The 15,138-nt window shown below is 36.6% G+C and carries 10 protein-coding genes; 2 read left to right on the forward strand and 8 right to left on the reverse strand.

Translation table 11 applies throughout. The features are described from left to right. Window positions 1-157: 157 nt before the first annotated feature. The 5 genes from iolD to ACFQ18_RS01945 all read right to left on the reverse strand — a co-directional run bounded on the left by iolD (window position 158) and on the right by ACFQ18_RS01945 (window position 7,201). A complete protein-coding gene (gene iolD, locus ACFQ18_RS01925; RefSeq protein WP_060667752.1) occupies window positions 158-2,071 on the reverse strand; it encodes a 3D-(3,5/4)-trihydroxycyclohexane-1,2-dione acylhydrolase (decyclizing) in 1,914 nt (637 codons plus the stop codon). Between the two features lie 28 nt (window positions 2,072-2,099). Continuing rightward, a complete protein-coding gene (gene iolC / locus ACFQ18_RS01930; RefSeq protein WP_060667753.1) occupies window positions 2,100-3,083 on the reverse strand; it encodes a 5-dehydro-2-deoxygluconokinase in 984 nt (327 codons plus the stop codon). 29 nt (window positions 3,084-3,112) lie between these two features. Next, window positions 3,113-3,931 carry a 5-deoxy-glucuronate isomerase gene (gene iolB, locus ACFQ18_RS01935; RefSeq protein ID WP_060667754.1) on the reverse strand — a complete coding sequence of 273 codons (819 nt, stop codon included), beginning with the start codon at window positions 3,929-3,931 and terminating at the stop codon, window positions 3,113-3,115. A gap of 105 nt (window positions 3,932-4,036) precedes the next feature. Continuing rightward, window positions 4,037-5,500 carry a CoA-acylating methylmalonate-semialdehyde dehydrogenase gene (locus ACFQ18_RS01940; protein ID WP_060667755.1) on the reverse strand — a complete coding sequence of 488 codons (1,464 nt, stop codon included), beginning with the start codon at window positions 5,498-5,500 and terminating at the stop codon, window positions 4,037-4,039. 282 nt (window positions 5,501-5,782) lie between these two features. Beyond that, a complete protein-coding gene (locus ACFQ18_RS01945; protein WP_060667756.1) occupies window positions 5,783-7,201 on the reverse strand; it encodes a sugar porter family MFS transporter in 1,419 nt (472 codons plus the stop codon). A 301-nt stretch (window positions 7,202-7,502) separates the two neighbouring features. Between ACFQ18_RS01945 and ACFQ18_RS01950 the strand changes: the two genes are divergently transcribed. Then, complete coding sequence (locus tag ACFQ18_RS01950; protein WP_060667757.1) at window positions 7,503-8,333, forward strand: AraC family transcriptional regulator; 831 nt, start codon at window positions 7,503-7,505, stop codon at window positions 8,331-8,333. A 559-nt stretch (window positions 8,334-8,892) separates the two neighbouring features. Here ACFQ18_RS01950 and ACFQ18_RS01955 read toward each other — a convergent pair. Together ACFQ18_RS01955 and ACFQ18_RS01960 are read right to left on the reverse strand one after the other, a co-directional pair. Then, complete coding sequence (locus ACFQ18_RS01955; RefSeq protein ID WP_060667758.1) at window positions 8,893-9,795, reverse strand: sugar phosphate isomerase/epimerase family protein; 903 nt, start codon at window positions 9,793-9,795, stop codon at window positions 8,893-8,895. Continuing rightward, the gene (locus ACFQ18_RS01960; RefSeq protein WP_225344053.1) at window positions 9,792-10,931 is read right to left on the reverse strand and encodes a Gfo/Idh/MocA family protein; all 1,140 of its coding nucleotides are present in this window, start codon (window positions 10,929-10,931) and stop codon (window positions 9,792-9,794) included. The genes ACFQ18_RS01955 and ACFQ18_RS01960 overlap by 4 nt, the downstream gene beginning before the upstream one ends. A gap of 146 nt (window positions 10,932-11,077) precedes the next feature. Between ACFQ18_RS01960 and ACFQ18_RS01965 the strand changes: the two genes are divergently transcribed. After that, on the forward strand, window positions 11,078-11,914 hold the full coding sequence (locus tag ACFQ18_RS01965; protein ID WP_060667760.1) for an AraC family transcriptional regulator: 837 nt from the start codon (window positions 11,078-11,080) through the stop codon (window positions 11,912-11,914). A gap of 79 nt (window positions 11,915-11,993) precedes the next feature. On the opposite strand, the gene ACFQ18_RS01970 is transcribed toward ACFQ18_RS01965, so the two are convergent. Beyond that, entirely contained in the window at window positions 11,994-15,077 is a 3,084-nt protein-coding gene (locus ACFQ18_RS01970) for an efflux RND transporter permease subunit (RefSeq protein ID WP_204797850.1), read from the reverse strand. Between the last annotated feature and the right edge of the window lie 61 nt (window positions 15,078-15,138).

Consider the following 15,138-nt stretch of genomic DNA (forward strand, 5'->3'; position numbering starts at 1 on the left):
AACTTCCATCAGTGGGATTTTCCACCATTCCCCACTGATGGTTAGTCGCACTTATCGTACCTTTACGGGCAGTTGATCTCCCACTTAACTTCTTTGTTCCCCGTTAGCTTGAGGTGGGAGTCTTACTGCCCGTAAAGTTGGGATAAAGTATATATATTTAGTACTGTTTTGCTTTTTCAAGCATTTTACTATTTTCTTCATAGGCTTTCTGAATACTTGGTGATTCGGAAACCTCAGCATTACCTACATGCCACCAGTTTTCATAACCCTCCGTCATAGTCTTAGGCAATACTTTAATTTCAATTAAAGTAGATACAGTTTGTTTCTTCGCGTCTTCAATTGCAGCTTTTAGTTCACTGGCAGTATTGACACGATAAACTTTTGCACCATAACCTTCTGCTACTTTTGCATAATCGATATTCATTATTTGATTATCATGGGTTCTGAATTCTGTGAAATAGGTTCCCATTCCATTCCCCATTTGAAGGTTATTGATGCAACCAAATCCGGAGTTATCAAATAAAACGACATTGATTTTTTGGTTATATTGAATAGATGTAACCAATTCGGAATGAAGCATGAGAAAACTTCCATCACCAACAAAGGAATAGACTTCTTTTTCAGGTTCAGCTAGTTTGATTCCTAACGCACCAGAAATCTCGTACCCCATACAAGAATAACCGTACTCTACACTGTACGTATTTGGAACAGCTGGATTCCAAATTCGTTGCATGTCTCCTGGAAGAGAACCTGCCGATGTAATGACGTTACTGTCTGGATCTACCGCTTCATTTACCGCAAGGAGTGCGGTTGTTTGCGCAAGTTCTGTACCTAGAGCATCTGCATATTCGTTAAGCACTTCTTGAGAGAAATGGCCTTTAATTTCTGGGTCAAAGGATTCACGTTTAAATTCAACGTTTGCTAAACGGCTGCGTTCATTTAACCATTCCGCTTTAAGTTCTGAAATGATATCACCAAATTCGGAAACATATCCTTCCAATAATGGCGCCAATTGTTCTAGAGTTGTTTTCGCATCTGCTACTACTTGGAAAGCATCTAATTTATAAGATTGCATACGACTAACATTGATATTTAAAAATTTGGCTTGATCAAAATCAAAAGCAGTTTTGGAAGATGTCGCAAAGTCTGTATATCTCGTACCAATACCAATAATTAAGTCAGCTTGTTTCGCAGCTTTATTTGCAGAAAGTGTACCAGTAACACCCATTCCGCCTAGATTATTCTTAAATGTTGCTTCAACTGTAGATTTTCCGGCTTGCGTTTCTACTAATGGAATATGATGTTTTTTGGATAGTTCCATTAATATTTCACGAGCACCCGAATATTTTGCACCGCCACCGACTAAAATAAGTGGCTTTTTACTTGCTTTAATTAATTCTACTGCACCTTGAATCTCTCTTTCTACCGGTGCTTTACGGTCTAAATAATGAACACGTTTTTTAAAGAAAGCTTCATCATAATCGTATGCCTCTCCCTCTACATCTTGGGAAATAGCAACCGTTACAGGACCAGCAGTTGCAGAATTTGTCATCACTTCAAATGCACGGATTAGACTAGACATTAACTGTTCAGGTCTAGTTACACGATCCCAATATCTAGAAACTGGTTTTAATGCATCGTTAGTTGTAATTGCTGCACTATATTCCTGTTCTACTTGTTGTAATACTGGATCTGGTTGTCTCGTTGCAAAAGTATCTCCTGGTAAGAATAGGACGGGAATATTATTGGCAAGAGCAGTACCTGCTGCAGTAACTAAATTAGCAGATCCAGGCCCTACCGATGTTGTCACCGCATAAATTTTACGGCGTAACATTTGTTTACTATAAGCGACTGCTGCTAAAGCCATTCCTTGTTCGTTTTTACCTTGGATTACTTTTAAGTGACCAGCTTCTTGTTCAAGAGCTTGACCAATCCCAAGAACATTACCGTGTCCAAATATATTGAATACTCCCTCTACGAAAGGAAATTCTTCTCCATCCACATGGATATATTGTTGATTTAGAAATTTAACTAATGCTTGAGCAGTTGTTAATCTAATTTTTTTACCCATTCTTTAAATCCAACCTTTCCCTGTAGATTTAACCTTGTTGAGCAATTAAACTTTCGATTTCTTCAACGGTTGGCATTGCTTCAGAAGAACTGTGTTTACTTACAACGATAGCTGCAGATGCACTGCCGAACTTTAACGCTGTTTCAATGTCTTTTCCGTTGACAATTGCGTATAAAAATGCAGAAGCATAAGAATCTCCAGCACCGAAAGTTTTCAATACTTGAGTCTTATAGGCAAGACCTCTGTACACATCTCCGGATTTCGTATATGCATAAGATCCATCCACACCGTGTTTAATAACAAGTAGCTCTGGACTATGGTTAAATAGATAGTTCACAGTAGCTTCGTTATTACCTTCGCCCTCTTCAAGGTTTTCCATCATGTCATACTCATCACGAGTCCCGATTACAACGTCGGATTGTTCTGCGATTAAGGAGTAATAGATAGCTGTTTCTTCCTTAGAAGCCCAAGTGTATGGACGGTAGTCTAATTCAAAAATAACTTTTACATCATTTTTTCTAGCTAGGCTCACCGCTTTAATAACCGCTTCTCGGGAAGGGCTTTTAGCAAGTGCTGTACCAGAAACTAGTAAAATTTTGGATTGTTTAATATAATCTTCATTAACTTCATCAGGATTTAAATAAAGGTCAGCAACGTCTTCACGATACATTAAAATACTGCATTCTTCTGGGCTTTTAATTTCTGTAAAAGTAAGACCTGCTTTGTGTCCCTCTTGATCCACAACCATGTTAGAAGTATCAATTCCTACTTCACTCATGTATTGCTTAATAAAGTTACCATGTTGATCATTAGGAATTTTTCCGATAAATCCTGCTTTTAATCCTAATTTTGAACTTCCGATAGCAATGTTAGCTGGCGATCCGCCAACATATTTCGTAAAAGTCATTGTTTCTTCCATTGGACGGTTATATTCTGCTGCATTAAGGTCGATACACGCACGGCCAATTGCAATAATGTCATAGTTTCTATCTTGGTTGAATTCAATACTCATTATGTTTACCCCTCTCAAAAAAGAAAATCTTATTTACGGTCTAAAATCCACTCATGGTCTGGATCATTATGGAATTTCCAAATACGTGTCGGGCCTGCCATTACATTTAAGTAATAAGATGTATAACCATCAGGTACTCCTACTGGGTGGTAGCCAACAGGAACTTCAACAACATCACCATTTTCCACAGTCATGGTTTCATCTAATGAACGATCGTCTGTATAGACACGCTGGAAGACAAAACCTTGTGGTGGATCCATTTCATGATAATAGCTTTCTTCTAAAAATGATTCTTCAGGTAGAATGTCTTGGTCGTGTTTATGTGGTGGGTAACTTGAGAAGTTTCCACCTTCTGTAAACACTTCTACTACTAATAGGCTATTTGCAGTTGGGTCAGAATCAGGAAGAATATTATGAACATGGCGTTTGTTTGAATATTTTCCTCTATCTTCAATACCGTTATCTTCTGCTTTGATTAATTTGGTTGGTAATTGTTTTTCTGATGGAGAATAACATAGGGCAACTCTAGCTTTTGTTACGGCTTCCACTTCGTATGTGCGGTCATTAGAAACATACACGCTATCCGTTGGTTTCTTTTCAAATACACTTTCACGAGTTCCGATGTTCTCAAAGAATTCATTGCCTTCCTTTACGTTAATTTTTCCAGTTAACGCAACAATGCAGCATTCTTCTTTACCTAATGTTTCTTCATATTTAGCACCAGGTTCTACATCTATCACTTTAAAACCAACATATCTTAAATCTGAATTTTTTTTGTTCACATCATGAACTAAAGTGACACCTTCAGATATCGTTTCTTGCATAGGTTTGTGGAGTAATTTACTCATTTAACTTTTCCTCCTTAGCGTATAGAAAGTATTCATTTTTAGAACAGACCCCTTTACTCTGTAAAGAGGTCTAATTGTATTGTGATGATAGATTAATAGTTCTTATTAGTTAAATTCAGGAGCAACGTAACGTGCAGTTACAACTTTCTTACGAGTATAGAAGTCTACACTGTCTTTACCGTTAGCATGTAAAGTACCGTAGAAAGAATCTTTCCATCCAGAGAATGGGAAGAATGCCATCGGTGCTGGAACCCCTAAGTTGACCCCTAACATACCTGCATCAATATTTTCACGGAAGTAACGTACAGAAGAAGTGTTCGTTGTAAAAATACAAGCTCCGTTAGCAAAGTTAGATTTGTTTGCAGTTTCTACTGCTTCCTTCAAGTTTTTAACACGAATGACGGATAATACTGGAGCGAAAATTTCATCTTGCCAAATTGTCATTTCAGGTGTTACACCTTCAAAGATAGTTGGTCCAACAAAGTAGCCACCTTCTAAATCATCTTTACGACCATCTCTAACTAGTGTAGCTCCTTCTTCCAAACCTTTTTCAATGTAGCTAATTGTACGTTTTTGGTTTTCTTCACGGATAACTGGTCCTAAGAATACACCATCGTCAAGTCCGTTACCCATTTTTACGTTGTCTGCCGCTTCTTTAAGTTTTGCCATGAATTCGTCAGCAACATCTTCTTCTACTGTTACAACAGCACATGCCATACAACGTTCACCAGCAGAACCGAATGCAGCAGAGATAATATCCTTAACTGCTTGATCTAAGTCAGCATCTTTTAATACAGTAGTATGGTTTTTCGCACCAGTTAACGCTTGAACACGTTTAAGGTTTTCGCTTCCACGTTTGAATACATATTCACCAACTGGTTTAGAACCAACGAATGAAATAGCCTTAATTTCTGGATGATCAAGAATTCCATTAACAACATCATGTGCACCATAAACGATGTTGAATACTCCATCAGGAAGGCCGGCTTCTTTAAGTAAGTCAGCTAATTTTTCAGTTAACAATGGCGTTTTTTCGGATGGTTTTAATACGAAAGAGTTACCCATTGCAATTGCCATAGGGAACATCCAACAAGGAACCATCATTGGGAAGTTAAATGGTGTAATTCCACCGATAACTCCAATTGGATAACGATAGTTTGCAGCTTCAACATCTGTCGCAATATTCGATAGAGAGTCACCCATCATTAATGTAGGAGCACCAGCTGCGAATTCAACGTTTTCAATTCCACGTCCAACTTCACCTAATGCCTCTGTCGTGTTTTTTCCGTTTTCAATAGTAATTAAGCGAGCTAACTCGTTTCTATTTTTTTCTAATAATTGTTGGTAAGCAAATAGAATTCTAGCACGTTTTTGAACTGGAACTTTACTCCATTTATCAAAAGCCTTTTGAGCTACTTCTGCAGCGTGGTCTACATCTTCTTTAGTTGAGATAGGAACTAATGCAACGATTTCCTTTGTTGCTGGGTTATAAACTTCCTCATATTTAGTAGTTTTGCTTTCTACCCATTCCCCATTAATAAAGTTTTTTAGTTTTCTAGCTTCAGCCATGCTATATTCCTCCTCGTTTATTTATCCTTATAAATGATTCTTTAAATCTTATACTATTTCATGAAGTTAAATAACTTATGGTTACATAATAATACTGTTATCGCTTTCAGTCAATAGTTATTATCAAATTATGTTAACTTCTTTGTTAACTTTATATGAACTTAGCCATAAATCGATTAAGAGTAATAGAGTTTGAATAGATAGATTGGGAGAATCAATTTTATGGAAATTAAAAAAACTACACCTTCCGTAATAATGGTAGGTGCAGTTTATATAGAACGATTAAAAACCTGCTGGCTTTTTATTATCTGGTGTATCATAGGATCTGAATTTTTGTTCCAATTCTTCAAGTGATACACCTTTTGTTTCTGGTACATATTTTACAACGAATAATACGGCAAGTACATTTAATACCGCAAATACGAAGAATGTAACTGATAACCCAACAAATTCTAATAAAATTGGGAATAAAAAGCTAATTACAAAGTTGGTCATCCATAGTAGGAAAACACTCACACCCATTCCAAGTCCACGTAATCTCAATGGAAAAATCTCAGCTAACATTAACCATGTTACCGGCGCAATCGCACCTTGCATAAATGCTAAGAATGTAACCGTTAATGATAATACAACATACGGAAGTGCTGCAGTCCCTGCTAAAACATTAGAAAAAATAGCAATAAGTGTTAGGGATACGATTACCCCAATCTGACCTACAATTAGCATAGGGCGACGTCCGACCTTACCAAGTAAACCAATTCCTATTATAACTGCGATAACCGCAATTGCCCCATTTGCAACATTACCAATTAACGCTGCTTGTGTTCCAAATCCTGCATCTCTCAGTATTTCAGTGCCATAATACATAATTGAGTTAACACCAGTAATTTGTTGGATAACCGCAAGACCAATTCCTAGTAGGACAATCCTTCTAATCCAAGGTACCGCCAAATCTTTCATGGAGGCCTTTTCAATATTTTCTTCCAGTTCAATATTATCCTTAATTTCTTTTAGTTCTGTATTCGCTTGTTGAATATTTCGAATATCTTTTAGTATCTTTAGGGCATCCCCCATTTTACCTTTAGCTGCATACCAGCGAGGACTTTCTGGAACAGACAGCATTCCAATCCATAAAACGACAGCTGGAATAGTTGCGATAACAAGCATAATACGCCATACACCAGGATCTGCTACCGTATTACCTAAAACAGCATTGGTAACATAGGCCAAAAGCTGCCCAGTAACAATCATGAATTCGTTTTGCGTAACCATTCGACCACGACGTTCTTTTGGAGACATCTCCGATAAAAATGTTGGCACTGTAACCGAAGCCCCACCAACCGCTAATCCAAGGAAGATACGCGAGATAACCATAATCGGCACGTTAGGAGCAAACGAAGTACCTAAGGTTGAAAAGAAAAATAGTATTGCTAACCATAATATTAATTTCCTACGTCCAAATTTATCAGAAAGTTGCCCACCAAATACAGCACCGAAAGCGGCACCAAATATTAACGAACTAGAAACTAGACCTTCTGTAAAAGCGTTCAAGTTTAATTGATCCGGTAAGGACATAAATGGAAGTGCACCATTAATTACCCCTGTATCAAACCCAAATAGCAAACCACCAAAAGTTGCTATCCAAGTAATTTTAGAAAGCTTCTTTTTCCGCTCAATCGCTGACAAATCATTTGTTGTCATCAGTCTTCCTCCCTATTATTCTAATCTTTTAATCTTAGATTAACGTTAATTTCAGAATGATGAACCCTCCCCTAAAAGATACCAATAAAATTAAAGCGTTTACAAAAGAGAGGTAAAAGAATTTATTTTATTTGCTCTCCTTTCTCTATTAAACTTTTATATTATTGCGATAACAATTTTATTTTATTATACTATGAAAGAAAGGTCATTACTTAAAACTGCTATATTATTTAGAAATCTTGCTAAAATAGGTGAGCGCTTTACTAATTTTAATATATTAACGTCCCATGGGAGGTATACTGTGTCTGAAAAAGGAGTATTAGCTCAATCAAGAATATATTTTCATACAGCTAGCCCTTTTGCGAAAAAGGCATTATATTATCTTATAAGCGGAGGCAATTATGTATGTTCAATCCCATATGAAATTAACAGAGATAATCTTCCACAGTTTTTATTGATTTATATAAAAAGCGGTAGAATGGAACTTCATTATAAAAATAATGTAAAAATAGTAAAGAAGAACAACCTTATTCTTCTTGATTGTAATGAACATCATATATATCGTGCACTGGAACGAACGACTTTTGATTGGCTTCATTTTAAAGGTAATGCCAGCAGTGCTTATTTTGACCTACTTTATAAGAATAGTGAATGTGTCATTTCTCTTGCAAATAATTGGACTATTGCTAACTATATAAATCAACTTTTAACTAGCATGAAACAAAATAATGTAGACGAACATTCCGCTTCCATTCTTTTACATAAAATCTTTTATGAGTTGGAGATTATCTCTAACCATAGTCCAGATTCACAAGATGAAGCAATTAGGCGCGTCATTCTATATATAGAAAATCACTTCATGGAGAATATCACGATTGAAGATCTAGCAGAATATGCGCAATTAAGTCCATATCATTTTTCAAGAGTATTTAAAAAATATACCAATCTATCACCACATCAATATTTGATTAATACCCGCATTACACATGCGAAAGAGTTATTATATTTTACTACGTTGCCCATAAATGAGATCGCATTCAAATGTGGCTTTAATAGTTCAGCACATTTTATAACAACATTTAAAAAACACACAAACCTCGCCCCAAATCAATTTAGAAAGATGAAGTTCTAGACCAATTGTATCTTATTTATTAAAACTGTAGATAGATTTCTACAGTTTTTTATGCTTTTATAAGTAGTGGTTTTTTCCATCCTCTACCGACTTGTCGAACCTTTACGGGCAGTTGATCTCCCACCTACCTTCTCTGTTTCCCGGGAAGCTTGAGGCGGGAGCCTTACTGCCCGTTTAGGTGGGATAAATGAATAGAAAACATAAGAATGGTTCTCGAAATTCATCTTGTTCTTTTATCATCCATGGCTTCCCCTGTCATCATGGACAAAACATCTTCTTTTTTACTTCCAAATGTACGTGAGAATGCCTATCACGGACTTTTCATATTCAGTTTTACTTCTAAATGTACGTGAGAACGCCTATCATGGACTTTTAATACATCTTTTTCACTTCTAATGTCCGTGACAACTTCGCCACGACACTTCATGATTTACGTCACTTATAGCCAAATAGAAAGTAAAGGAAGTGGTGCTTCAGCTTAATTTAAGCGGCCCTAAGCATCATACCCTAAATAGAAAAAGGTGAGTTTCATCCTCATGGATAAAACCCACCCTTATTTCTATACATTCTGACTTATATCACTGACCATTCCAACACTTTCTAAATATTCCCTTGTTCGTTTTGCAATTGGAAGTGGTTTGTCAAATGGAGCTGGGTACATGTCTTGCTCGACGATGGCCCAACCATCAAAGTTCGCTTCATTCAGAACCTTCATAATCGCCTTGGTGTCAACAACACCTTTATCTGGTTCACAGAAAATATTTTCTTTCACTGCTTCGGCTAAAGACCAATTTGCTTCTTGCATTTTCTTCTTCACATTCACATCACAGTTTTTAATATGCAAATAACCAATTCGATCGTGATGTTTCTTAATAAATGATAATGGATCTCCACCACTATAAACATGATGGCCTGTATCGAAACATAATTGAATATCAGTATCTTTAAGTAAACGTTCAATTTGCTCTTCTGTTTCTACATGAGTTTCTCCATGTGGATGGTATACGGTTTCTAATCCATAGTTTTCTTTTGCGTAATCTTTTATTCGCTTAATATTATGAATAAAAGCATCCCATTCCTCATCATTTAACTCTTTCGGACGAATAAGCTCACCAGTAAATAAATCTGTATACGTTGCATCAATTAATACAACATACTTAGCAGTTGAAAACTGAACCTGCAATTTTGCCATATCATCTAATTGAGCAATCATTTTATCTACATTTTCATTTGATGTTAAATCATCCATTAACGTAGTAGCTACTAAATCGATGTTTCTCTTAGCTAATTCTTCTTTTAATGGTTCATATTGATTCGGTAGATATCCCCATGGTCCCAATTCAATAGCATGGTACCCTGCTTCTTGGATTTCATCTAAACATCTATTCCAAGGCGTTTGCTTCTCATCATCTGGGAACCAAACTCCCCAAGAACATGGGGCTATTCCTAGTTGAACACTCATGCTTCCACCGCCTTTTTAAGGCTAACCCATTTACCTTCTTTAGCAGATTCTAAGACCGCATTGATGGTTCGATCTACTTTCGCACCGAAGGCAAAATCACAAATATAAGGTGTTCCGTTTGTTACAGCTGATAACAATTCATGAACTTCTAGTATTTTAATATCATTGAATCCAATTCCAATTCCTTGAGCTGGGTTAAATGCATTAAATCCTCTATGCTCAGGTCCAAGATAAACTGTACGATATCCTCTATCCACTTCCTCATCAGAATGGAAGTACACATTTACTTCATTCAAGCGTTCAAGTGAATAATGAACAGATCCTTTTGTACCTTGAATTTCATAGGAGAGATAATTTTTTCTTCCTGTTGCTACACGGCTAGAAGAGATATTACCAACCGCACCATTTTCATAGTTTGCTAACACGGTAATTAAATCCTCATTTTCTACTTCTGCCATTTCAGAAGACCCCTCTGATTTTGGCCTTTCTTTAATAAATGTTTTCGCTAATGCATTTACATTTTCCATATCGCCTAATAAATATTGAGACACACTTAATAAATGAGATCCCAGGTCCCCTAATGCACCACTTCCAGAGAACTTATTAATATGACGCCATGTAATTGGCAATGCCTCATCTAATAACATGTCTTGATCATATGTACCGGAAAAACGCATAATATCTCCTAGTTTTCCAGATGTAATTAATTCTTTAATATAATGTGTCGCTGGATTCATTACATTATTAAATCCAACATAATTTACTACCCCTTTTTCTTTCGCCAATTCTGCAAGCTCTTGCGATTCACCAGCAGAAAGTGTAAGAGGTTTCTCACAATATACATGTTTTCCATTTTCTAATGCAGCTTTTGCAATTTCATAATGTAAGAAGTTTGGTGTAGCAATATCCACAACATCCACATTCGGATCCGTCACAACATCCTTCCAGTCCGATGTATAACGACGATATCCTAATTTTTCTACAGCTATTTTAGCCGCCTCTTCACTTACGTCAGATACTAGCTCAAATACGGGTTTTCCACTTTCAGGCCCAAATAATAGTAAAGCGTTTACAAATGAATTCGTATGAGATTTACCCATCCATCCTGCCCCAATTAAACCTATTCTTATATCCATTATTTTTCTCCCCTTTTACTTTCGATTATATTAATTTGCTATATACCAATATTTTAATATACTTATGTTAATAGGTCATTACTGAAAATTGCTATATTAATTGAAAAAAATTGCTCTGTTTTTTCGTTAGGGAAAGGAGAAACAAGATGGATGAAACAGGAGTCTTACCTCCCTCCGAAATCTACTTTCATACAGCGAGCCCCTTTGCAAAGAAAGCATTATATTTCCTATCGAACGGTGGTAGCTATATTTGCTCTAGTAAATACGAAATTAAACGGGAAACATATCCTCAGTATCTATTAATGCATGTAAAAGAAGGAAGTATGGAATTTGGTTACGATCAAAATAAATATGATGCGAAAGCAAATTCAGTTGTCTTTCTCGACTGTTATAACCCTCATTTCTATCGGGCATTAGAAGACTACACTACTATAAATTGGTTTCATTTTACCGGAAACGCTAGTCAGACCTTTTTTGATACATTATATCATTATAATGGATGCGTCTTTTCGCTTGAGAATAATTGGAGGATTCCTGAATACATGGAAGAAATTTTAAGCATGATGAAAAATTCTAATGTCAACGAACAGTCTGCATCTATTATCATACAACGAATCTTTTACGAATTAGATGGCATTTCGAATCAATCGGAAGTAGAATCAGTAGACCAAACAATAAGTCGATCGCTTTCGTTTATTGAAAAACATTATATGAAAGATATTGGTCTTAAAGATATTTCGGAGCAGGTGAACCTGAGCCCTTTTCACTTTTCAAGGGTGTTCAAAAAACAGATGAACTATTCGCCCCACCAGTATTTAATTAGTTATCGGATTAACAAAGCAAAAAACTTTTTACATAATACCGCTTTGCCAATTAACGATATTGCCTTAAAGTGCGGCTTCAATAGTTCTTCTCATTTTGTGAATACATTTAAGAGACACACGAATCTTTCCCCGAACAAATTTCGAAAAATGAAGCTATAATTTGTGTAATTATTTTTAAAACTAACACACAAAGAAGCCCTTAAGATGTCAATTCATCTTAAGAGCTTCTCCATTAAACTTAGTTTTCTTCTATTTCTTTACGGTTTTTCTTAAATAGCCTCGATAATAATTCATAAACAATAGGGACAATAATTAACGTTAATAGGGTAGAGCTTGTTAAACCACCAATAACAGTAACGCCTAGTCCTTTCGAAATTAAACCGCCACCTCCAGAACCAATTGCTAGCGGAATTAATGCACCAATCGTTGCAATAGCTGTCATTAGAATTGGTCTGAGACGTGTTGATCCTGCTTCAAGAATTGCTTCTCGGAGTTCCATGCCAGAGTGCTCCATACGAATAATCCGGTCTACAAGTACAATCGCATTCGTAACCACGATACCAATTAACATTAATAGACCCATTAAAACAGAAACAGAGATGGTTTCACCCGCTATGAGCAGCCCAATTAATGATCCGATTACCGTAAATGGTAATGAAAACAGGATTGCAAATGGCGCCAGACCTTCGCCAAACGTTACAACTAAGATAAAGTATACAATCAAGATTGCCGCCAACATTGCTACACCAAGCTGTGTAAATGTCTCAGTCATATCTGCAGCAACTCCGCCAACACCAACTGATACACCCTTAGGTAACTCTAAATCCTCAATTGCTTTATCTACTTCAGATGTAGCTTTTGATATATCATCATCAAGGATTGTACCTGAAACCGTTGCGTAATATTCTCCTTTACTACGTGCAAGGGTATTTAACGTTGTACCTTCTTCCACTTTTACAAGCTCGGAAAGCGGCATTGTTGTGCCAAGTGCTGTTGGTATTTCTGTTGCTAGTAGTTCATCAATTGACTTAGGTTGTTTAGCTTCTTCCTGCTGAACAACGACATCCAATGTGTCACCGTCTTTTTCAACCGTTGTAATCACTTCTGGTGTCGAGGATGTCCTTAGCATTCCAACAATTTGTCCTGCTGTTAACCCATACTGTAGTAACTCATCTTGATCTACATTAAATGTATACTCAACATATGCGTCTTCAGTACTAGAGGAAACATCTTTTAATCCATCATTCTCTTTCATCACATCTTCTACCATTTTCACAGATTCATTTAGTTTATCTAAATCTTCACTGTAAAAAGTATACTCGAGTTCATCGGTAGACATCGACATACTTGAGAAGTCTTGGCTCTTCCATTCGCCTGATTGACCAATGTTAAACACATAATCCTCAATTTCCTCACGTGCTTCTGGGAAATTTTCCATGTCTGGGTCAAAGATTAGGAACATTAATCCACCATTTCCTCCTCCGCCCATCATTGCTGCCATTGGATCGCCATTATCGGTAACAGATAATTGAACAATATCAATGTCTTCACGTTTTAATAATTCTTTTTCTACTTCTTCAATATTTTTTAATGTCTCTTCCTTTAACTCACCGGCTTCTGGCGTATACGTAAGATACATCACCTTTTCTTCTTCACTACCTAGGAAGCTGAAACCAATCAATGGTGTTAAAGCCAGACTACCAACTAATAATATAATAGCTGCAAGTGATGTAATTATTTTATGATTTAGTGCCCAGTTAAGGATACCTTTGTACCAATTAGCTAACTTACCAGCTTCTTTATGACTGTGTTCTGTTCTTTCGCTATACAACTTTTTCTTAAATAAGAAGTGAGATAGTGCTGGAACAATGGTAATCGCAACAATTAAGGAAGCCGCCAGTGCAAACGTCATTGTTAATGCAAATGGCATGAACAATTCCCCTACCATACCACCAACAAAGATAAGTGGTGCGAATACCGCAACCGTTACAAGTGTAGAGGATAGGATTGGTTTGAACATTTGAATGGTCGATTCACGAATTAATGCACGACCTGTTAATTTCTCACCCTTCAAGTGCAATCGCCGGTAAATATTCTCAACTACAACAATAGAGTCATCGATAACACGACCGATTGCAACCGTCATCGCCCCTAGTGTCATAATATTTAATGTCATATCTAACCAGTTAAGTAGAAGTAAAGCCATTAAAATCGAAACTGGAATAGATACAATGGAAATAATAGTAGATTTAAAATCACGCAAGAATAAAAGAATAATTAAGATGGCGATTAATCCACCGAATAATGCCTTTTCAACCATCGTAAATACCGAGTCCTCAATCGGTTCTCCTTGGTCAAGTGATATATCGATTTCGAGACCATCTATCTTTTCCTGCTCTTCTTTTATTAAATCTTTTACATCGTTCACAACATTAACCGTATTTGCTTGTTGTCCTTTGACAATTTGTATTGCAATGGCATCTTCCCCATTTGTACGTGAAATTGATTGTACTTTACCAACTTCCTTAACTGTAGCTATATCGCTAAGCTTCACAAATGGTGATGGATTTGTTTCCGATGGTGTTACTGGGATTTGCATTTCCTTTAACTCATCAACTGTCATGAACTTGCCGTCAATAGATACAGCTTGTTCCCCTTCTTCAAATTCATATAGCCCTAGGGAAACATCTAAATTACTTGCCTGGATCATTTGTTCGACATCATCTTCAGTTAAATCAAGTTCTTCCATCTTGGCTTTATCATAAGCAAGCTCGACTTCTTCAATATGTTGACCTGTAATGGTGGCAGATGCAACACCGTCGATCTTCTCGATTTTTGGAAGAAGAATGTCCTCTACTGTCGATGTTAATTCAACAATATCTTCATCCTGACTACTAACACTTAATGCAACAACTGGCATCATATTCATACTAATGGCTGAAATGGTTGGCTCCTCTGCATCTTCCGGCAAGGATACTGAATCTAATGCTGCTTCCAATGCACGCTTGGCCTCATCCATATCAACACCATAATCATATTCCACTTGAATATTGGCCATGTTAGAATAAGAGTTAGAATAAACAGCTTTCACGTCCTCCAAACCTTCTACAGCCTTTTCTAAAGGGATGGAGATATCTTCCATTACCTGTTCAGGGGTTGCTCCAGGATATACATCCGCGACCATTAAAAAAGGGATGGAGATATCCGGGATGGTCTCCATTTTCATACGTGTTCCTGAATAAATACCAGAAACTGTTATAATGATGGTTAGCAACCATACTGCTAGTTTATTTTTTAAAACAAAATTGACTAAACCTTTCACACTTTCACCTACCTAAATTGACTTATGAATTCTATTTATCTATACTAATGACTAAACGGTC

This window comes from Oceanobacillus caeni (genome assembly GCF_042678465.1).
Taxonomy (GTDB): domain Bacteria; phylum Bacillota; class Bacilli; order Bacillales; family Amphibacillaceae; genus Oceanobacillus; species Oceanobacillus caeni.